The sequence below is a fragment of the Streptomyces sp. MCA2 genome (assembly GCF_023544705.1).
Taxonomy (GTDB): domain Bacteria; phylum Actinomycetota; class Actinomycetes; order Streptomycetales; family Streptomycetaceae; genus Streptomyces; species Streptomyces decoyicus.
In genome coordinates this window covers 67,560-88,562 of the sequence record NZ_JAMJFM010000033.1, presented here as the reverse complement: position 1 = coordinate 88,562, position 21,003 = coordinate 67,560, and the positions used below count along the sequence as shown (strand labels likewise).

At 72.4% G+C, this 21,003-nt stretch carries 15 protein-coding genes; 12 read left to right on the top strand and 3 right to left on the bottom strand.

What is annotated here, in order from left to right; all coding sequences use genetic code 11:
* Positions 1-34: 34 nt before the first annotated feature.
* Positions 35-406: a hypothetical protein gene (locus M8I34_RS25540; protein WP_250052832.1), complete on the bottom strand. Its 372-nt coding sequence runs from the start codon at positions 404-406 to the stop codon at positions 35-37.
* 182 nt (positions 407-588) lie between these two features.
* Between M8I34_RS25540 and miaA the strand changes: the two genes are divergently transcribed.
* The 6 genes from miaA (at position 589) to hflX (ending at position 9,240) form a co-directional block, all read left to right on the top strand.
* Entirely contained in the window at positions 589-1,527 is a 939-nt protein-coding gene (gene miaA / locus M8I34_RS25535; RefSeq protein WP_250052823.1) for a tRNA (adenosine(37)-N6)-dimethylallyltransferase MiaA, read from the top strand.
* 108 nt (positions 1,528-1,635) lie between these two features.
* Complete coding sequence (locus M8I34_RS25530; RefSeq protein WP_244418396.1) at positions 1,636-2,163, top strand: hypothetical protein; 528 nt, start codon at positions 1,636-1,638, stop codon at positions 2,161-2,163.
* Between the two features lie 328 nt (positions 2,164-2,491).
* Complete coding sequence (gene dapF, locus M8I34_RS25525; protein WP_250052821.1) at positions 2,492-3,367, top strand: diaminopimelate epimerase; 876 nt, start codon at positions 2,492-2,494, stop codon at positions 3,365-3,367.
* A 195-nt stretch (positions 3,368-3,562) separates the two neighbouring features.
* Entirely contained in the window at positions 3,563-5,758 is a 2,196-nt protein-coding gene (locus M8I34_RS25520; RefSeq protein ID WP_250052819.1) for a bifunctional (p)ppGpp synthetase/guanosine-3',5'-bis(diphosphate) 3'-pyrophosphohydrolase, read from the top strand.
* Positions 5,759-5,901: 143 nt separating this feature from the next.
* Positions 5,902-7,569, top strand: a complete 1,668-nt coding sequence (locus M8I34_RS25515) for a M1 family metallopeptidase (protein WP_250052817.1) — start codon at positions 5,902-5,904, stop codon at positions 7,567-7,569.
* 183 nt (positions 7,570-7,752) lie between these two features.
* The gene (gene hflX / locus M8I34_RS25510) at positions 7,753-9,240 is read left to right on the top strand and encodes a GTPase HflX (protein WP_250052815.1); all 1,488 of its coding nucleotides are present in this window, start codon (positions 7,753-7,755) and stop codon (positions 9,238-9,240) included.
* A gap of 117 nt (positions 9,241-9,357) precedes the next feature.
* On the opposite strand, the gene M8I34_RS25505 is transcribed toward hflX, so the two are convergent.
* Complete coding sequence (locus tag M8I34_RS25505; protein WP_250052813.1) at positions 9,358-10,548, bottom strand: serine protease; 1,191 nt, start codon at positions 10,546-10,548, stop codon at positions 9,358-9,360.
* Positions 10,549-10,828: 280 nt separating this feature from the next.
* Between M8I34_RS25505 and M8I34_RS25500 the strand changes: the two genes are divergently transcribed.
* The 5 genes from M8I34_RS25500 (at position 10,829) to M8I34_RS25480 (ending at position 18,971) form a co-directional block, all read left to right on the top strand.
* Positions 10,829-12,223 (top strand): diaminobutyrate--2-oxoglutarate transaminase family protein, encoded by a 1,395-nt coding sequence (locus M8I34_RS25500; RefSeq protein ID WP_250052810.1) that lies wholly within the window; start codon positions 10,829-10,831, stop codon positions 12,221-12,223.
* A complete protein-coding gene (locus tag M8I34_RS25495) occupies positions 12,220-14,244 on the top strand; it encodes an IucA/IucC family siderophore biosynthesis protein (RefSeq protein ID WP_250052808.1) in 2,025 nt (674 codons plus the stop codon). Before M8I34_RS25500 ends, M8I34_RS25495 begins: the two co-directional genes overlap by 4 nt.
* Before the next feature lie 108 nt (positions 14,245-14,352).
* Complete coding sequence (locus M8I34_RS25490) at positions 14,353-15,054, top strand: GNAT family N-acetyltransferase (RefSeq protein WP_250052806.1); 702 nt, start codon at positions 14,353-14,355, stop codon at positions 15,052-15,054.
* A 105-nt stretch (positions 15,055-15,159) separates the two neighbouring features.
* Positions 15,160-16,926 (top strand): IucA/IucC family siderophore biosynthesis protein, encoded by a 1,767-nt coding sequence (locus M8I34_RS25485; RefSeq protein ID WP_250052804.1) that lies wholly within the window; start codon positions 15,160-15,162, stop codon positions 16,924-16,926.
* Between the two features lie 41 nt (positions 16,927-16,967).
* Positions 16,968-18,971, top strand: a complete 2,004-nt coding sequence (locus M8I34_RS25480) for an ATP-dependent DNA helicase (RefSeq protein WP_250052803.1) — start codon at positions 16,968-16,970, stop codon at positions 18,969-18,971.
* Positions 18,972-19,037: 66 nt separating this feature from the next.
* Here the strand turns inward: M8I34_RS25480 and lexA are convergent, their stop codons facing one another.
* Positions 19,038-19,838, bottom strand: coding sequence for a transcriptional repressor LexA (lexA, locus tag M8I34_RS25475; protein WP_030088314.1), 801 nt, complete (start codon positions 19,836-19,838; stop codon positions 19,038-19,040).
* Between the two features lie 545 nt (positions 19,839-20,383).
* Here lexA and nrdR point away from each other — a divergent pair.
* Positions 20,384-20,914, top strand: coding sequence for a transcriptional regulator NrdR (gene nrdR / locus M8I34_RS25470; RefSeq protein ID WP_250052801.1), 531 nt, complete (start codon positions 20,384-20,386; stop codon positions 20,912-20,914).
* Positions 20,915-21,003 lie beyond the last annotated feature (89 nt).

Below are 21,003 nucleotides of genomic sequence, written 5' to 3'. Positions count from 1 at the left end.
GCGGCCGTCGAGCCGGGTATGGCAGGCGCGCCGGCTAGTGCCGTGCGCTCTCGCTGTCCGCGGCGGCCTCCGCCGACTGCTGGCGGGGGATCCCGGCGCTCTCGCCGGCCTTCTCCGCCGACGGCTCATCGGCGGCGGCCGTCGCGGCCGCCGTCTCAGCGGCCGCCTCCGGAGCCGCCGCCTCCGCCGCGGATGCCGTCTCCGCCGGGGCGCCGGGGCCGTCCGTGGCCTGCTCGGTGCCGACGGCGTCCTCGGCCCCGGCGCCCTCGGCGGCCGCCGAAACGGCCGGTTCCGCCGCTTCCGCCGGCTCCGTCGGCTCCTCCGCCTCGGCCGTCACCGCCGCAGCGGCACTCTCCTCCGCCGACGCTTCGGACTTACGGCGGCGAAACCGCGAAAACACGCCCATAACTGCTCCTACGCTCTTCATGTGGCGAAATCCCATGCCGCCGGGGAACGGCCCATTGCGCCGCCCGCGGGCGCCGGTGGGACGCACCGGCTCCTGGGACCTCGCAACAGGCAACGAACCCATCGGTGGCCCGTCACGTCGCTCGTTCGAGATGGGGGCGTGATGTTTGCGAGACTGACGGGGTGAACACCGCCGTTCCCGCTCCGCGGGTCATCGCCGTCGTCGGTCCCACTGCGGCCGGAAAGTCCGATCTGGGCGTCGCACTCGCACAGCATGTGGGGGGCGAGGTCATCAATGCCGACTCCATGCAGCTCTACCGCGGCATGGACATCGGCACCGCCAAGCTCACGCCCGAGGAGCAGCAGGGCGTCCCGCACCGCCTCCTGGACATCTGGGACGTGACCTGCGCCGCCAGCGTCGCCGAGTACCAGCGGCTGGCCCGCGCCGAGATCGACCGGCTGCTCGCCGAGGGCCGCACCCCGGTCCTCGTCGGCGGCTCCGGCCTGTACGTCCGTGGCGCCATCGACGCCCTCGACTTCCCCGGCACCGACCCGGAGGTGCGCGCCCGCCTGGAGGCCGAACTGGCCGAACTGGGCAGCGGCGCCCTGCACGCCCGGCTGGCCGTCGCCGACCCCGAGGCGGCCCGCGCGATCCTGGCGGGCAACGGCCGCCGCATCGTGCGCGCCCTGGAGGTCATCGAGATCACCGGCCGCCCCTTCACCGCCAACCTCCCCGGCCACGAAGCGGTCTACGACACCCTTCAGATCGGCGTCGACGTCGAACGCCCCGAACTCGACGAGCGGATCGCCCGGCGGGTCGACCGTATGTGGGAGGCGGGCCTGGTCGACGAGGTGCGCCGGCTGGAGGGCGAGGGGCTGCGCGAGGGCCGTACGGCCTCCCGGGCGCTCGGCTACCAGCAGGTGCTCGCCCAGCTGGCGGGGGAGTGCACCGAGCAGGAGGCGCGCGACGAGACGGTGCGCGCCACCAAGCGCTTTGCGCGCCGCCAGGACTCGTGGTTCCGCCGGGACCCGAGGGTCCACTGGCTCAGCGGCGCCGCCGAGCACCGGGCGGAACTTCCCGGCCAGGCGCTGGCGTTGCTCGAACGACCGGTCACAGCCTGATCACGTCATGGCATCGGGACGCTCCGGCCGTCATCCGGGCCCCTGAGGGCGTGTCATCATCGACCTTCGATCGAGGCGTGCAGTCTGGAGTGGGGAGGGCGCGTGTCAATGGAGGCCGGCCCTCGCAACGGAGCGCAGCGTCCGGACAACGGCGTTGATGCGGCACCCCTGACCGACGACGGTCCGGACGCCGACGACGGCCTGCCCGGCGCCGACGGTGTCGGCAGCGGACCGCTCACCGACCCGGACACCCTGGACGACTCCGACGCCCCCGACTCCGGCACCGGCGAGGGCGGCGAGTCCTTCCGGGAGCTGCGCCCGCCCCGTCGGCTGCGGCTGTGGCAGCTGGCCCCGATCGTGGCGCTCGCCGCCCTCGGCTCGCTGATGTTCGCCTTCCCCCTCGCCTTCGAGCTGGGCGGCGACGGCGGCGCGATGATCGCGATGCTCGGCCTGCTGCTGTGCTGCTGCGCCGCGGGCTGGGGCATGATGGCCGCCCGCCGCGTCGGCCACACCTGGCCCGGCCTCCCGGCACGCGGCTCCGGCCGCCGGGCCGACTGGCGCGTGGTGCTGCTGTACGCCGTCGTGGTGGCCATCCCGGCCTCACTGGCCATCTGGCGCGTGGCCCGGCTGCGCTGAGCCGGCGGCGTCTCCCCACCGGCGGGGACCCTCGGGGGTCTCCCCAGGGGGCGGCTGTTCCGATGGGGCGACTGTCCTCGGTGGTGCGGCTGTTCCCGCCCCCCGTTTGTTCCCGCCCTCCGTTTTCCGGTGCTTGCTTCCGCGGCTCCTGGGGGCCTGCGGGCTTGCGGATCCTGGGTGTCCTGCGGGCTCGCTTTGCCGTGGGCCTGGGTTTTCCCCTCCGCCCACCCCCCTTCGGGGGGTGGGCGGGTGTAGGCGAGCGCAGCCCCCGCCCCCGCCCCCCGCCCCCGTAAGGCCGATCCCGCCGCCGTCCCCGTACGATGCAAGGGTGACCAGCACGCAGCGCCTCCCCTTCCTCAAGGGCCACGGCACCGAGAACGACTTCGTGATCGTCCCCGACCCGGACGGCCGCCGCGACCTGCCAGCGACCGCCGTCGCCAGGATCTGTGACCGGCGGGCCGGACTCGGCGGTGACGGCCTGCTGCGTGCCGTACGGTCCGCCGCGCACCCGGAGGCGCGTGCCCAGGCCGACGAGGCCGAGTGGTTCATGGACTACCGCAACGGCGACGGCTCGATCGCCGAGATGTGCGGCAACGGCGTCCGCGTCTTCGCGCGCTATCTGCTGCACGCCGGCCTGGTCGAGGCCGGTGACCTCGCCATCGCCACCCGCGCCGGCGTACGCCGCGTCCACGTCGCCAAGACCGGCGATGTCACGGTCTCGATGGGCCGCGCCGAGCTCCGCGAGGAGAGCGTCGTCGTCACGGTCGACGGCCGCAGCTGGCCGGCCCGGAACGTGAACATGGGCAATCCGCACGCCGTCGCCTTCGTCGACGATCTGGCCCACGCCGGCGACCTGCTGGCGGTACCGCCGTTCAGCCCAGCGTCGGTTTATCCCGACGGCGTGAACATCGAGTTCGTCGTCGACCGCGGTCCGGGCCGGGTCGCGATGCGGGTCCACGAGCGCGGCTCGGGCGAGACCCGCTCCTGCGGCACCGGCGCCTGCGCGGTCGCCGTCGCCACCGCCCGCAGGGACGGTGCGGACCCCACGCAGACCGGTACACCCGTCACGTACACGGTCGATGTGCTCGGCGGCAGCCTCTCGATCACCGAGCTGCCCGACGGCACGGTCGAGATGACCGGCCCGGCCGAGATCGTCGCCGAGGGCACCTTCACCCCCGCCTGGATGGGTGCCGCGCTCGCCTGACGGGACCTGCGGCACCTCCCGGGGACGGCTTCCCGCGAGGGCGGTTCCGGCCAAAACATTCGCTCGAACGGGTGATCCGGATCACTCTGAGCGAGAGGTGGGCAGCGCTGCGTGATGGGCTCGGTAGCATCAAGCACCGGCCCGGACGTCCCAACTGACACGTCCCACCGCCGGTCGACGCTGCCGGAGGTGCCCATGAGCGCAGAGGCCACTAACCCTGGTAACCCTGGAGCAGCGGGCCGCAAGCGCGGCCGCCGCCGACTGGAGCTCAGAGGGCTGCGCCGTATCGGCCGTGCCGCGCTGCTCGGCCCGGCCCCGCGCGACGGCCTCCCGCACGCCCTGGAGCACGTCGCCAAGGTGCACCGCGGCCACCACCCGGACGCCGACCTGGACATCCTCGCCAAGGCCTATCTACTCGCCGAGTCCTCGCACCGCGGCCAACTGCGCAAGAGCGGCGAGCCGTACATCACCCACCCGCTCGCGGTGACCCTCATCCTCGCCGAACTGGGCGCGGAGACCACGACCTTGACCGCCTCCCTGCTCCACGACACCGTCGAGGACACGGAAGTGACGCTGGATCAGGTTCGGGACCGGTTCGGCGCGGAGGTCTGTTATCTGGTCGACGGCGTCACCAAGCTGGAGAAGGTCGACTACGGCGCGGCGGCCGAGCCGGAGACCTTCCGCAAGATGCTGGTGGCGACCGGCAACGACGTCCGGGTGATGTCCATCAAACTCGCCGACCGGCTGCACAACATGCGCACGCTCGGTGTGATGCGCCCCGAGAAACAGGCCCGGATCGCCAAGGTCACCCGCGATGTGCTGATCCCGCTCGCCGAACGCCTCGGCGTCCAGGCGCTGAAGGCCGAGCTGGAGGACCTGGTCTTCGCGATCCTGCACCCCGAGGAGTACGCCACCACCCGGGCCCTGGTCATGGAGTACGCGACCCGGTCCGATCCGCTCACCACCCTCGCGCGGCGGGTGCGCGCGGTCCTGGACGAGGCGGGTATCGACGCCGAAGTCCTCGTCCGGCCACGGCACTTCGTCTCCGTCCACCGGGTACGCCTCGCCCGCCGCGAGCTGACCGGCGCGGATCTGGGGCGGCTGCTGGTGCTGGTGGCGGAGGACGCCGACTGCTACGCCGTCCTCGGCGAGCTGCACACCTGCTTCACCCCGGTCATCTCCGAGTTCAAGGATTTCATCGCGGCCCCCAAGTTCAACCTCTACCAGTCGCTGCACACGGCGATCACCGGCCCGTCCGGGGAGATCGCCGAGACACTGATCCGTACGCACCAGATGCACCGGGTGGCCGAGGCCGGAGTGATCGCGCTGGGCAATCCGTACGCCCCCACGGACGGCGTGGACGCCCCCGAGGGCGAGCGGGCCGACCCGACCCGCCCCGGCTGGCTCTCCCGGCTGCTGGAGTGGCAGCGCACCACCCCCGACCCGGACACGTTCTGGACCTCGCTGCGCGACGACCTCGCTCAGGACCGGGAGATCACCGTTTTCTGCGCCGACGCCCCGTCGGGCGGCTCCTCCGGTGTCACGGGCGGGGCCATCGGTCTGCCCGCCGGGGCGAGTTGTGTGGACGCCGCGTACGAACGGCACGGCGAGGCGGCGCACTGCTGTATCGGCGCCCGTGTCAACGGGCGGCTCGCCACGCTCTCCACCGTCCTGCACGACGGCGACAGCCTCCAGCTGCTGATGGCCCCGGACTCCGCGGCCGGCCCCTCGCCCGAATGGCTCGACCACGCCCGTACGCCCGCCGCCCGGCTCGCCATCGCCCGGTGGCTGGCCGGGCCGGGGGAGCCCGTCGCCCGCCCGGCGAGCCCCGGGGAGGGGCCCGCCGCGGCGCCCCCCGCCGACCGCCGCGCCGCGGACCACGACCGCTCCGGCGCGGACCGGGCCGCCCCCGCCTCGCTCCTCGCGGTGGCGGATCTGCCCGGTGCGGCCGTGCGGCTGGCGGGCTGCTGCACCCCGGTGCCGCCGGACACCGTCACCGGATTCGCCGTACGGGGCGGCACGGTCACCGTCCACCGCGCCCTGTGCCCCGTGGTGGCGCGGATGGCGGCCACCGGCCGGCAGCCGGTCGGGGTGCGCTGGCGCGGCGCCGACCAGGGGGGCCACGGCTGCCGGGTCACCCTCCTGGCAGAGGCCTTCAGCCGGCCGCACCTCCTGGCCGACCTCACCGAAGCCATCGCCTCCCAGGGCGCCGCCGTGGTGTCGGCCGCCGTCGAACCCCCGCACGAACAGCGGGTCCGCCACACCTACACGCTGCATCTGCCGAACGCCGCCGGACTGCCCTCCCTGATGCGGGCCATGCGCCAAGTGCCGGGTGTCTTCGACGTGTTGCGCGCGGGCCGCGCCCGGCAGGCCGCGGCGCTGCGCCCCTGAATGCTTCCGGGGCACGCCGGGTGACGGTCCGTCGGGAAACTCTCCGTCCGGCGGCGTAAGACGGACGCACGATCCGCCGCCCGTTCGGGTGCCGTTTGCCCGGTCACCCGCGGGGGAGGGCGCCGCGTTGGTAGCCGTAGTTCATGTCCCTTCCCCTGCGCCGCCCGTTCCGCGACCCCGATCGCCCCGCCCGCGCCCGCGCCCTGACCCGCGGCCCGAGGGGACGGATCCGGTGGACCGGCTACCGGGCCGCCGCCCTCGGACTGGCCGCCCTCGCCACCCTCGGCGTGGCCGAGCCGTCGTCCCTGGGGCCGCAAGGCCTCGGCGACCCCCTCTACCCGACGCTCGGCAACACCGGCTACGACGTCACGTCCTACGACGTCTCCCTGGACTACTCCGGCCACAACAACCAGCCGCTGAAAGCCGTCACCGAGATCACCGCCCGGGCCACCACCGAGCTCGACCACCTCAACCTCGACTTCGCCCGCGGCACCGTACGTTCCGTCAAGATCGGTGGTCTGCCCGCCGAGCACCAGCAGCACGGCGAGGACCTGGTGCTCACCCCGGCCTTCCACATCTCCCGGGGGCAGGAGGTGAAGATCTCCGTCGAGCACACCAGTGAGCCCACCGGCAAGGCCGACGGCGGCTGGATCCGCACCTCGGACGGCCTCGCGATGGCCAACCAGGCCGACGCCGCACACCGCGTCTTCCCCTGCAACGACCACCCCTCCGACAAGGCGCTCTTCACCTTCCACATCACCGCGCCCCAGGAGCTGACCGCCGTCGCCAACGGGCTGCCCCAGCGCCCCGGTGCCCGCGCGGCGGCGCGCCGGACCTGGACCTATCGCACCACCCACCCCATGGCCACCGAGCTGGCGCAGGTCTCCATCGGGAAGTCCAGCGTGCTGCTGCGCCACGGGCCGCACGGGCTCCCGGTCCGCGATGTCGTACCGACCGCGGACCATTCCGCCCTCGCGCGCTGGCTGGCGAAGACCCCGGATCAGCTGGCCTGGATGGAGCGCAAGGTCGGTCCGTACCCCTTCGAGGCGTACGGGGTGCTGATCGTCAACGCCAGGACCGGCTTCGAGCTGGAGACCCAGACCCTCTCGCTCTTCGAGAAGGCCATGTTCACCGCCGGCCAGCTGCCCGACTGGTATGTCGAGTCCGTGATGGTGCACGAGCTGGCCCACCAGTGGTTCGGCGACAGCGTCAGCCCGCGCCGCTGGTCGGACGTCTGGCTCAACGAGGCCCATGCGACCTGGTACGAGGCGCTCTACGCCCAGGAGAGGGGCGACAAGCGTGCCTCGCTGGACGCCCGTATGCGCCATGCCTACGAGGAGTCCGACGGCTGGCGGGCCGAGGGCGGCCCGCCGGCCGCGCCCAAGATCCCCGGCCCGGGGCAGAAGATCGGCATCTTCCGCCCGATCGTCTACGACGGCAGCGCGCTGGTCCTGTACGCCCTGCGGCAGAAGATCGGCACCGCCGCCTTCGAGCGCCTGGAACACGAGTGGGTGGACCGGCACCGCGACGGCGTGGCGGACACCGCGGACTTCATCCAGCTGTCCTCCCAGGTCGCCGGGCAGAACCTGACCGGGTTCTTCCAGGCATGGCTCTACGGCGACCGGACACCGCCGATGCCGGGGCATCCGGAGTGGCTGCACAAGAAGGGGGGCGCGGACAAGCCCGGCGGGCCCAAGGGCGCCGCCGCAACCCCTGGACCCAAGGGGGCGGCGGAGAACCCCGCGCCCAAGGGGGCGGCCGGGCCCCCCGGGCCCGGGGGAGCCGCCGGAACGCCCGGAAAACCCGTGTGACGGCCTTCCCGGGTCGTGGGACCATCTTCGGGTCGGCGCCGGCCGGCCCGGGAATCTCCGGGGCGGCTCGGACGTTGACAAGAGCGACGGCCGCGGCAGCATCGCGGCGGTCGCCGCACCACCGACAGTCCCGGCGGGAACACCAGGTCCCCGCGAGGGCTTACCGACGACACAAAGGATCAAATGACCTCCTCTTCTTCCCTTCCGCAGGACCGGCAGCGCCTCCCCGAGAGCCTTCGGGCCAACGCCCTGATGGAAGAGGACGTCGCCTGGAGCCACGAGATCGACGGGGAGCGTGACGGCGACCAGTACGACCGTTCGGCGCGTGCCGCGCTCCGCCGTGTAGCGGGCCTTTCCACCGAGCTCGAGGACGTCACCGAGGTCGAGTACCGACAGCTCCGCCTGGAGCGTGTGGTACTCGTCGGCGTCTGGACCACCGGCACGGTCCAGGAGGCGGAGAACTCGCTCGCCGAGCTGTCCGCACTCGCCGAGACCGCCGGTGCCATGGTGCTCGACGGCGTCATCCAGCGCCGCGACAAGCCCGACCCGGCCACGTACATCGGCTCCGGCAAGGCGCTGGAGCTGCGCGACATCGTGCTGGAGTCCGGAGCGGACACCGTGGTGTGTGACGGTGAACTCTCCCCCGGCCAGCTGATCCACCTCGAGGACGTCGTCAAGGTCAAGGTGGTCGACCGGACCGCCCTGATCCTCGACATCTTCGCCCAGCACGCCAAGTCCCGGGAGGGCAAGGCGCAGGTCTCGCTGGCGCAGATGCAGTACATGCTGCCCAGGCTCCGTGGCTGGGGTCAGTCGCTGTCCCGGCAGATGGGTGGCGGTGGCTCCGGTTCGGCGGGCGGCGGTATGGCCACCCGTGGTCCCGGTGAGACCAAGATCGAGACGGACCGGCGGCGGATCCGCGAGAAGATGGCGAAGATGCGCCGGGAGATCGCGGAGATGAAGACCGGCCGGGACATCAAGCGCCAGGAACGCCGGCGCAACAAGGTCCCCTCCGTCGCCATCGCCGGCTACACCAACGCGGGCAAGTCCTCCCTGCTCAACCGCCTCACCGGCGCCGGTGTGCTGGTGGAGAACGCCCTGTTCGCCACCCTGGACCCCACCGTCCGGCGGGCCGAGACGCCCAGCGGACGGCTCTACACCCTCGCCGACACCGTCGGCTTCGTCCGGCATCTGCCGCACCACCTCGTCGAGGCGTTCCGCTCCACGATGGAGGAGGTCGGCGACTCCGATCTCATCCTGCATGTGGTCGACGGCTCGCATCCGGTGCCGGAGGAGCAGCTGGCCGCCGTCCGCGAGGTGATCCGCGACGTGGGCGCGACGGACGTGCCCGAGATCGTGGTCGTCAACAAGGCCGACGCGGCCGATCCGCTGGTGCTCCAGCGCCTGCTGCGCCAGGAGAAGCACGCCCTCGTGGTCTCGGCCCGTACGGGCCAGGGCATGGAAGAGCTGCTGACCCTGCTCGACGAGGAGCTTCCCCGGCCGCAGGTCGAGATCGAGGTCCTGGTGCCGTATACCCAGGGCGCCCTGGTCTCGCGGGCGCACGCCGAGGGCGAGGTCATCTCCGAGGAGCACACCGCGGACGGCACGATGCTCAAGGCGCGGGTGCATGCGGAGCTGGCCGCCGAGTTCCAGTCGTTCGCCCCGGCGGCGTAGCGGCCGCGCAGCGCAGACGACGAAAGGCCCGCCCCTGGTCTCCCGGGGGCGGGCCTTTCGTCGTCTGCGGGCGGTAAGCGGGTGGCCGCCGTCCCCGGCGCCACCCGCCTCACACGCCTACTGCTTGCCGGCCCACTTCTTGCTCATGGTGTCGAACATGCTCTTGGCCTCGGGGCCCAGGTGCGGGCCGGCCGACCAGCGGGCCGGACGCGGCCCCATCGACATGTTGGAGATCAGCACCGGCTTGCCGTCGGTGCCCTTGATGAACCAGGGGCCACCGGAGGAGCCACCGGTCATGGTGCAGCCGATCCGGTACATGGTCGGCTTGTTGGCGTCCATCGACAGCCGGCTCGGCTTGTCGGTGCACTGCTGCTGCGCCGCACCGTCGAACGGCGGCTCGGCCGGGTAACCCTGCGCGGTCAGGCTCGGGATCTTGGCCATCGCGGGCGCGTTGAAGTCGACCTGGTACGCACCGCCGGCGACCTCTTCGAGCGACTTGCCGCCCGTGTTCTCCTCCGGCTTCACATGCATCAGCGCGAAGTCGTACGGAGCCATCGGCACACCCGGAACGGCGCCGCCGCCCTTGATCCACTCCTGGGACGTCGCCATGTCGTCCGCCCACCACTTGCCCGACGGGACCCGGTCCTCGTAGGACTTGCCCTTCAACTGGCCGGCAGTGCCACCGGTCTTGTTGAAGTTCGGCACGAACATCATGTTGCGGTACCAGCCGCCGCTCTTGCCCTTGTGTACACAGTGCGCAGCGGTCCACACGAGGTTGGACTTACCGGGGTGCGCCGGGTCCTTGACGACGGTGGCGGAGCAACGCGACCCGCCCTCGTCGGTGCTGAACAGCAGCAGGCCCACACCGGGAGCGGTCGAGGTGTACGGGGTCTTCACGGCCTGAGCCGGGACGGCGGCGGGCTCAGGGTCGGTCTTGCCCTGGTCCTCCGAGATGTCCTCGGGCTTGCTGGGGTCCTGGGGCGGCTTGACCTTGTCGATCTTGTCCTTGTCCCAGAAGTCCTTGATGATCGGGTTGATGAACTCCCCGGCCTCCCGGAGCCACTTGTCCCGGTCCCAGTTCTTCCACTCACCGTTCTTCCACTTGTCCAGGTCGAAGCCGTGTTCCTTGAGCTTGTCCTGGATGTCCTGAGGGATCTGGAAGCCACCCCCGCCCGTGGAGTCCTGGGCCGCGGACTGGCTGGCCTTGGAGTCCGCGTTGCCGCCCTCGGGTCCGCAGCCGGTGGCCGTGAGTGCCACGACGGCGGTGAGGGCGGCGGCGGCCAGGACTGGCCGACGTATGGATCGCATGGGTGAGCTCCCCCTGGTGAATCGGACTGAGCCGGTGTGGCTTGTTCGGTGTTGCACCGGTCTGTTCTTTGTCATGAACCTCAAGATCCCGGCGCAACACCCCACTATGCCGGTGACGATGGGGACGGCGGTACTCGGGTCCCCGGTTCCACGCCATCAAGGATCTTGCCGAAAACCGTGATCCCGAGTGGCCGCCGTCGTTGGTACGTACGGGGGACGTCCCGGGCTGCCCCCAGCCCGCGCGGCACCAGCAGCTCACCAGCAGGAGGACACAACTGCCGTGGCGTTGACCGAAACCGTGCCGGCGGCCGCGCCGCCGGCCCATGAGGGGATCCTGCGCCGGCAGTCCCTGCGTGAGTCCGCTGCCCGCACCTACGCGCGCTCGCTGCCCATCGTCCCGGTGCGCGCCCGCGGGCTGACCATCGAGGGCGCCGACGGCCGGCGCTATCTCGACTGCCTCTCCGGCGCCGGCACCCTGGCGCTCGGCCACAACCATCCGGTGGTGCTCGAAGCGATCCGCACGGTCCTCGACTCCGGCGCGCCACTGCACGTCCTCGACCTCGCCACTCCCGTCAAGGACGCCTTCACCACCGAGCTCTTCGCCACCCTCCCGGGGAAGTTGGCGGAAACGGCGCGCATCCAGTTCTGCGGCCCGGCCGGCACGGACGCCGTCGAGGCAGCCTTCAAACTCGTCCGCACCGCGACCGGCCGGGACGGCCTGATGGCCTTCTCCGGCGCCTACCACGGCATGACCGCGGAGGCGCTCGCCGCCTCCGGGGGCGCGCAGCACACCAGCGTGGTCCGGCTGCCCTACCCGTACGACTACCGCTGCCCCTTCCAGACCGGCGGCGAGCGCGGCGCCGAGCTCGCCGCGCGCTGGACACAGAGCCTGCTCGACGACCCCAAGAGCGGGGTGCCCACACCGGCCGGGATGATCCTGGAGCCGGTCCAGGGCGAGGGCGGGGTGATCCCCGCGCCGGACGGCTGGCTGCGGCGGATGCGGGAGATCACCGCCGCCCGGCAGATCCCGCTGATCGTGGACGAGGTGCAGACCGGCGTCGGCCGCACCGGCGCCTTCTGGGCGGTCGACCACAGCGGCATCGTGCCCGATGTGATCGTGCTGTCGAAGGCGATCGGCGGCAGCCTGCCGCTCGCCGTGATCGTCTACCGCGAGGAGCTCGACGCCTGGCAGCCCGGCGCCCACGCGGGCACCTTCCGCGGCAACCAGCTCGCCATGGCCGCCGGAGCCGCCACCCTCGCCTACGTCCGCACCAACGGCCTCGACCGGCGTGCCGGGGAGCTCGGCGCCCGGATGCTCGACCGGCTCACCGCCCTCGCCGCCGCCCACGACTGCATCGGCGATGTCCGCGGCCGCGGGCTGATGCTCGGCGTCGAGCTCGTCGACCGCAGCGCCGATGCCGACGCCATGGGTGCCCGCCCCGCCGACCCGCAGCTCGCCGCCGCCGTCCAGCACGCCTGCCTGGAACGCGGCCTGATCGTCGAACTGGGCGGCCGGCACTCCGCCGTCGTCCGGCTGCTGCCACCCCTGACCATCACCGACGAACAGGCGGAAGCGATCCTCGACCGCCTCGCCGACGCCATCGCGGCGGCGGTCCGCACCACCCCCGGGCCGACGGGCTCGTCCCCCACGACAATGCGAGGCACCTCCCCATGAACGAACGCCCCGGCCCCGACGGTGGCCAGCCCGCCGAGCGCATCCCCGCCCACCAGGGCGCGGGCACGATCGAGTCCGTACCGCGCCAGCAGCGGCGCGCCGCGGACGACGGCTGCCACCAGCAGCCCTGCGAGGCCCAGGACCCGGCCGCCCCCCATGGCGCCCCCGGCCCGTACGACCACGTCCGGTCCGGTGACCGCGACCCTCTCGATCACCCGGATCCGGCCGTCGCCGCCGATGCCGCGGGCATCGAGCATCTGCTGCGCTGCTGGCTCCGCGAGAACGGCACCCACCGCCCGGCCGAAACCAGGCTGCGCATCCCCCTGCGGGCCGCCGCGGGCGCCCTGGACATCCCCGTCCGCTACTGGTCGCCCACGGGCTGGCACCGTCTGGGCGCCCCCGCCCTCGAAGGCGCCCCGGCCGGCGCCGCCCCGCTGGACGCCGTCACCCTCGCCGCGCTGCTGCGCCGCGAGGCCGCGTACGGCGACCGCCGGGCCTCCGACGGCGGCGAGCACCGGGTGGCGGACACCGACGAGCGGCCGGAACCGGACGGCGAGGGGCAGCAGGCACCGGACGGCGACGGCGCCGAACTCATCGGCCGGGTCGCCAACTCCGTGCGCAATGTCGCCACCTTCCTCACCGACCGGCGCGCCCGGCCCGCCGACGACCACGGCGCCCTCTTCCTCGAAGCCGAACAGTCCCTCCTCCTCGGCCACCCGCTGCACCCCACACCCAAGAGCCGCGAAGGCCTCTCCGACGCCGAGACCCGGGCCTATTCGCCCGAACTGCGCGGCGCCTTCCCGCTGCACTGGATGGCCGTGCACCGCTCCGCCCTGGCCGCCGACTCCGCCTGGACCGAGCGCGGCAAGTCCGTCCCGGCCGAGCAGCTCGCCAGGGACCTCGCCGGGGACGGCCTCCGGCTCCCCGAGGACACCGTGCCCCTGCCGCTGCACCCCTGGCAGGCCAGGGAACTCGCCGACCGCCCCGACGTCACCGCCCTCCGCGAGGCCGGACTGCTGCACGACCTCGGCGCCCACGGCCCGCGCTGGCACCCCACCTCCTCCGTCCGCACGGTCTACCGGCCCGACGCGGACGCCATGCTCAAGCTCTCCCTCGGGCTGCGCATCACCAACTCCCGCCGGGAGAACCTCCGTAAGGAACTGGTCCGCGGTGTGGAGGTACACCGGCTGTTGCGCACCGGCCTCGCGGAGCAGTGGCAGACCGTCCACCCCGGCTTCGACATCGTCCGCGACCCGGCCTACCTCGCCGTCGACGGCCCCGACGGCGAACCCGTCCAGGGCCTCGATGTCGTCATCCGCCACAACCCCTTCAGCACCACCGACGACGCCGTCTGCGTCGCCGGTCTCACCTCTCCCCGGCCCTGGCCCGGCCACTCGGGGGTGCGCTCCCGGCTCGAGGTTCTCGTCGTCACGCTCGGCGCCCGCACCGGCCGTGCCCTGGACGCCGTGGCCACCGAATGGTTCCTGCGCTACCTCGAAGCGGTCGTACGGCCCCTGCTGTGGCTCGACGGCACGGCCGGCATCGTCCTGGAGGCCCACCAGCAGAACACCCTCGTGCTGCTGGACCCCGACGGCTGGCCGGTCGGCGGCCGCTACCGCGACAACCAGGGCTACTACTTCCGCACCTCCCGCCGCGCCGAGCTGGAGCGGCGGCTGCCCGGTATCGGCGTGGCGAGCGACAGCTTCGTCGCCGACGACGTCACCGACGAACGCTTCGCCTACTACCTCGGGATCAACAACGTCCTCGGCCTCATCGGTGCCTTCGGCTCCCAGCGCCTGGCCCGCGAGGAGATCCTGCTCGCCGCCTTCCGGCGCTTCCTCGCCGACGCCGCCGCGGCCCCCCGCGCGCACCGTTCGCCGCTCCCGGAGCAGCTGCTGGCCGCCCGCACGCTGCGCTGCAAGGCCAATCTGGCGACCCGGCTGCACGGCCTCGACGAACTCGTCGGCCCGGTCGAAACCCAGTCCGTCTACGTCACCCTGCCCAACCCCCTCGCCCCGTAGCCGCCCGGCGCAACCCCCGCCCGCAGCCTTCCGGCCCCCGTCCCCGTCCCCGGCGCCCCGCGACCCACCAGGCCACGCGGCACGCGGCCACGAGAGGAGAGTGTCGCCGTGCCACCCACCGATTCCGGCCTCGGCTCCAGCTCCGATGACACCCTCGATCTGCAACTCCCGCCCGAATTCAGCGCGTTGTTCGCCGAGGGGCACGGGCGGCCGGCGTCCCTGGACGTCCCGGCAGCCGGCCCGCTGCTCGACAACCTGGCGGGCTGGGGTGCGGCCGACACCCCCGCCGGGCCGTTCGAGCTCGTTCCCGTCCGGCCGGCCCGCGATCTCGCCCTCATCACCGGCTGGATGAACGATCCGGCCGTGGCGGCCTTCTGGGAGCTGGCGGGTCCGCCGGAGACCACCGCCGCCCATCTGCGCGGCCAGCTCGACGGCGACGGCCGCAGTGTGCCCTGCCTGGGGGTGCTGGCCGGGTTCCCGATGAGCTACTGGGAGATCTACCGCGCCGATCTGGACCCCCTCGCCCGCCACTACCCGGCCCGCCCCCAGGACACCGGTATCCATCTGCTCATCGGCGGGGGCGGAGACCGGGGACGCGGGCTGGGCGGCATGCTGCTGCGCGCCACCGCCGATCTCGTACTCGACCACCGCCCGCAGTGCGCGCGGGTCCTCGCCGAGCCCGATCTGCGCAACACCGCCTCCGTCGCGGCCTTCCTGAGCGCCGGATTCCGCTACGGCGACGAGATCGAACTGCCCGGCAAACGCGCGGCGTTGATGGTCCGCGACCGCGCGCTCCGCGACCTGCTCTGACCCCGGCGCCGTCCGCCGACGGTCCCGCTCCGGCCCGCCGTCCATCCCCGCTGCCCCGGTTGTCCCCCGTACGTGCCGGGGCGGTCCCGCTTCGAGGAGCCCGCCTTGTCGCCCGAGCCCCAGCCTTCGCACAGCGCCTGGCAGCATGCCGCGCGCCGACTGTTCGCCAAGACCCTGGCGGAGTTCGCGTACGAGGAAGTCCTCACCCCCGAGCCCGACGGCACCGCATCCGACGGCACCCCGCAGTACCGGCTGCGGATCACCGACGACCTGGTCTACCGCTTCCGCGCCCGCCGCGGCGCCTACGGCCACTGGCGCGTCGACCCCGATTCGATCACCCCCGACACCGACCCCTTCCGCTTCCTCACCCACGCCCACGACACCGTGCTGGGCCTGTCCGGCGACACCACCGGCCACCTCATCCGCGAGCTGACCGCCACCCTCGCCGCCGACACCCGGCTCGACGCCACCGCCCTCAGCGCCGCCGACCTCGCCGATCTGGACTACGCCACCCTCGAAGGCCACCAGACCGGCCACCCCTGGCTCGTCGCGAACAAGGGCCGGCTCGGCTTCTCCGCCCATGACGCGGCGACCTGGGCCCCCGAAGCCCGCACCCCCCAGCGCCTGCCCTGGCTCGCCGCGCACCACAGCATCGCCCACTACCGCGGTATCCCCACGCTGGCCACCCCCGACCGCCTCTACGGCGAGGAGCTCGCCCCCGCCACCCGTCACGCCTTCGCCCGCACCATCGCCGACGAGGGCCACGACCCCGCCGACTACCTCTACCTCCCCGTGCACCCCTGGCAATGGGACGAGACCATCGCCCCGCTCTTCGCCCCGCAGCTCGCCGACAGATCCATCATCGCGCTGCCCACTGACAACGACCTCCGCCTGCCGCAGCAGTCGATCCGTACCTTCCTCAACCTCAGCCGCCCACGGGCCCGTACGGTCAAACTGCCGCTGTCCATCCTCAACACCCTCGTCTGGCGCGGTCTGCCCACCGAGCGCACCCTCGCCGCGCCCGCCGTCACCCGCTGGGTGCACGGCCTGCGCGACGCCGACCCCTATCTGCGCGACGAGACCCGGGTGATCCTGCTCGGCGAGACCGCCTCCGTCACCGTCGAGCACCCCCTCTACGACCGGCTGCCCGGCGTCCCGTACCAGTTCAAGGAGCTGCTCGGCTGTATCTGGCGCGAGCCGGTCAGCGGACAGCTGGACCCCGGCGAGCGCGCCCGTACCCTGGCCGCGCTGCTACAGACCGATCCGCAGGGCCGCTCCCTGACCGCGGAGCTGGTGCGCCGCTCGGGGCTGGCCCCGCGCGACTGGCTGGCCCGGCTGTTCGCCGCCCTGCTCCCGCCCCTGCTGCACTTCCTCTACCGGTACGGCACGGTCTTCTCCCCGCACGGCGAGAACGCCATCGTCGTCTTCGACGAGCACGACGTCCCCACCCGCCTCGCGGTCAAGGACTTCGTCGACGACGTCAACACCAGCTCCCGGCCGCTCCCGGAGCACGACTCCATGCCCGACGACGTACGGGCCGTGCTGCTGACCGAACCGCCCGCCTTCCTCACCCAGTTCATCCACTCCGGGCTGTTCGTCGGTGTCTTCCGCTATCTCGCGCCGCTGTGCGCGGACCAACTGGGCGTTCCCGAGGCCGAGTTCTGGTCACTCGTACGGGCGGAGATCCTGCGCCACCACGAGCGCTTCCCCGCCCTCAAGGAGCGGCACGAGACCTTCGACCTGCTCACTCCGCGGATCGAGCGGCTGTGCCTGAACCGCAACCGTCTGCATGTGGACGGTTACCGGGACCGCCGCGACCGCCCGCACGCGGCCGTGCACGGCACCGTCCCCAATCCGCTGCACCACCCGTGACGGGACCGGCTGTCAGTGGTCCCGCGTAGGCTTGCACCGCTATGACGAAGCCCTCCCTCCCCGATCTGCTCCATGCCGCCGTCACCGCCGTCGGCGGCACCGAGCGCCCCGGCCAGGTGGCGATGGCCGAGGCCGTCGCCGGGGCCGTGGACGAACAGGCCCATCTGCTGGTGCAGGCCGGCACCGGCACCGGAAAGTCCCTCGGCTATCTGGTGCCGGCGCTCGCGCACGGCGAGAGAGTAGTGGTCGCCACGGCCACCCTGGCGCTCCAGCGCCAGCTCGTCGAGCGCGACCTGCCGCGTACGGTCGAGGCGCTGCATCCGCTGCTGCGCCGTCGCCCCGAATTCGCCATGCTCAAGGGCCGCTCCAATTACCTGTGTCTGCACCGCCTCCACGAGGGCGTCCCCCAGGAAGAGGAGGACGGTCTCTTCGATGTGTTCGAGCAGGCGACGCCGACCAGCAAGCTCGGCAAGGACCTGCTGCGGCTGCGCGACTGGGCGGACGAGACCGAGACCGGCGACCGTGACGCGCTGACCCCCGGAGTCTCCGACCGCGCGTGGGGCCAGGTCTCGGTCTCCTCCCGGGAGTGCCTGGGCGCCTCGAAGTGCGCCTACGGGGCGGAGTGCTTCGCCGAGGCCGCCCGGGAGCGCGCCAAGCTCGCCGATGTCGTCGTCACCAACCACGCGCTGCTCGCCATCGACGCGATCGAGGGTGCGCCGGTCCTCCCGCAGCACGAGGTCCTGATCATCGACGAGGCCCATGAGCTGGTCTCCCGGGTCACCGGCGTCGCCACCGGCGAGCTCACCCCGGGGCAGGTCAACCGCGCCGTGCGCCGGGCCGCCAAGCTCGTCAACGAAAAGGCCGCCGACCAGCTCCAGACCGCGTCGGAGTCTTTCGAGCGCCTGATGGAACTGGCCCTGCCCGGCCGTCTCGAGGAGATCCCCGAGGACCTCGGCTACTGCCTGATGGCGCTGCGGGATGCGGCCCGTACGGTCATCTCGGCGCTCGGTTCGACCCGTGACAAGTCGGTCCAGGACGAGGACGCCGTCCGCAAGCAGGCCCTCGCCGCGGTGGAGAACGTCCATGCCGTCGCCGAGCGCATCGCGAACGGCTCCGAGTACGACGTCGTCTGGTACGAGCGCCATGACCGTTTCGGCGCGTCCCTCCGGGTGGCCCCGCTGTCCGTCTCGGGCCTGCTGCGCGAGAAGCTCTTCGACGACCGCTCGGTGACCCTCACCTCCGCCACTCTCAAGCTGGGCGGCGACTTCAACGGTGTCGCGGCGTCCCTGGGCCTGGCGCCCGAGGGCACGGAGGGCGAGGACATCCCGCCGTGGAAGGGCCTGGACGTCGGCTCCCCCTTCGACTACGCGAAGCAGGGCATCCTCTACGTCGCCAAGCATCTGGCCCAGCCCGGCCGCGAGGGCAGCCGCACCGACATGCTCGACGAACTCGCCGAGCTGATCGAGGCCGCCGGCGGCCGCACCCTCGGCCTCTTCTCCTCCATGCGCGCGGCCCAGGCCGCCGCCGAGGAGCTGCGCGGCCGGCTGGACGTGCCGATCCTGCTCCAGGGCGAGGAGACGCTCGGCGAGCTGATCCGGGCCTTCGCCTCCGACGCCCGTACGTGCCTGTTCGGCACGCTGTCCCTGTGGCAGGGCGTCGACGTGCCGGGCGCGAACTGCCAGCTGGTGGTGATGGACCGGGTGCCGTTCCCGCGGCCGGACGACCCGCTGATGAGCGCCCGGCAGAAGGCTGTGGAGGAGGCCGGCGGCAATGGCTTCATGGCGGTCGCGGCCACCCATGCGGCGCTGCTGATGGCCCAGGGCGCCGGCCGTCTGGTCCGGGCCACCGGCGACCGCGGTGTGGTCGCCGTCCTCGACCCCCGTGTGGAGCGGGCCCGCTACGGCTCCTTCCTCCGCAAGTCGATGCCCGAGTTCTGGTACACCACCGACCGCAACCAGGTCCGCCGCTCCCTCGCCGCCATCGATGCGGCGGCAAAGGCGGCGGAATCACCGCAAGCGGCACAGCCGGAAGCCGCCGAGGACTAGGTTCAGCGGCATGGCAGAGCCCCGGAACCGGCGCAGTGGTTCCGGGGCTCGGTCGTGAGGGGCGGGTCAGACGCGGCGCAGTACCGCCACCACCTTGCCGAGGATGGTCGCCTCGTCGCCGGGGATCGGCTGGTACGCGGAGTTGTGCGGCAGCAGCCACACATGGCCGTCCTCGCGCTTGAAGCGCTTGACGGTGGCTTCGCCGTCCAGCATGGCGGCCACGATGTCACCGTTCTCGGCGACCGGCTGGCGGCGGACCGTGACCCAGTCGCCGTCGCAGATCGCGGCTTCGATCATGGAGTCGCCGACGACCTTCAGCACGAACAGTTCGCCGTCGCCGACGAGCTGGCGGGGAAGCGGGAAGACATCCTCGACCGACTCCTCCGCGAGGATCGGGCCACCGGCGGCGATCCGGCCGACCAGCGGGACGTAGGAGGCGGCGGGCTTGCCGGCGGTCTCCGTCGCCGCTGCGGTGGTCTGGTCCGAGCCGCGGACCTCGTAGGCCCGGGGGCGGTGCGGGTCGCGCCGCAGGAAGCCCTTGCGCTCCAGAGCCATGAGCTGGTGGGCGACGGACGAGGTGCTGGACAGCCCGACGGCCTGGCCGATCTCGCGCATGGACGGCGGGTAGCCGCGCCGCTGCACCGAATCCCGGATCACCTCGATCACCCGGCGCTGGCGGTCGGTGAGTCCGGAACTGTCGGCTCGGATCCCTGGAGGGCGGCCGGGCAGCGAGCGGGCGGGCTTCTGCTCTTCGGAGTCCGACGTGGCGTCGTCCATCGGCGGCCGCTGTGCCTGTTGCTGATGCTCGAACCGGCTCTGGGAGTGGCTTTGTGCGGTGATGGTCGCGCTGTCTGCGGTGGTGGTCACGTCGGCCCCTCTCGAAATGTTCTCCCTAGTTAGCCAACGGTAGTTGCTTTCGAAAGGTTGCGCCAAACACACGTTCGAGTGAAATATTCGCCGATTGGCTGCTCGAATCAGTGGCGGGGTGTATGGCCGAGCGGAAATACCGGCCCTGGCCGTGCCCTTCCGCCCGGTTTTCCGGCCGTCCGGTGTGTCGGGCCGTCGGTGTGCGGAGGGGTGCGGCGGCCGGCCGCCGCGACCCGGCCGATTCTGTCATCCTCTCCCCGCCGCGCCGCCGCCCGGGTGGCTTCCCGTACTCTCATGGGCGACCGTCCGGCCCGTCGCCGCCGCGACACGCGGTAGGCAGATGTAAGCGCCCCGACACCACATCTAGTGGTTAGATGCGATCGGTTACCCAGAAGTTGTGGTGCCTGGTCTCCCAGGGGGTCGGGAATCGCCTATGCTGGTGACCACTCCGAAGGGCCCGTACGGACCCGTCGGAGGTTATCGGCGTGTGCCGGGTTCGTTGGCGTACGTACGTCCGTATATCGAGCGGTGAGGAGGGTGGAGCCATGCACTGCCCCTTCTGTAGGCACCCGGACAGCCGGGTCGTCGACAGTCGCACCACCGATGACGGGACGGCGATTCGCCGGCGCCGCCAGTGCCCCGACTGCTCCCGCCGTTTCACCACCATCGAGACGGCGTCGCTGATGGTGATCAAGCGGAGCGGGGTCACCGAGCCCTTCAGTCGCAACAAGGTCATCGCGGGTGTGCGCAAGGCATGCCAGGGGCGCCCGGTCACCGAGGACGCCCTCGCCAAGCTCGGCCAGCGGGTCGAGGAAGCGGTGCGTGCCACCGGCAGTGCCGAGCTGTCCACCCATGACGTCGGGCTCGCCATACTGGGCCCGCTTCAGGAGCTCGACCTCGTCGCGTACCTGCGCTTCGCGTCCGTTTACCGGGCCTTTGATTCACTCGAGGACTTCGAGGCGGCCATCGCCGAGCTGCGGGAGCAGCGCGAGCAGGGACCGCCCGGGCAGGAATGCGGGACCGAAGGGGAGGCCGGCGGCCCGGCCGCCCCCGTGCCCGCCACCGCCGCCGACTGAGTTCGGCGCGCATCCAGGACCTGTACCGGGGCGAGAGCAGGGCGTCCCGGTAGCAGAAAGACATACACCGTGCCACGGAATGAGTGCGC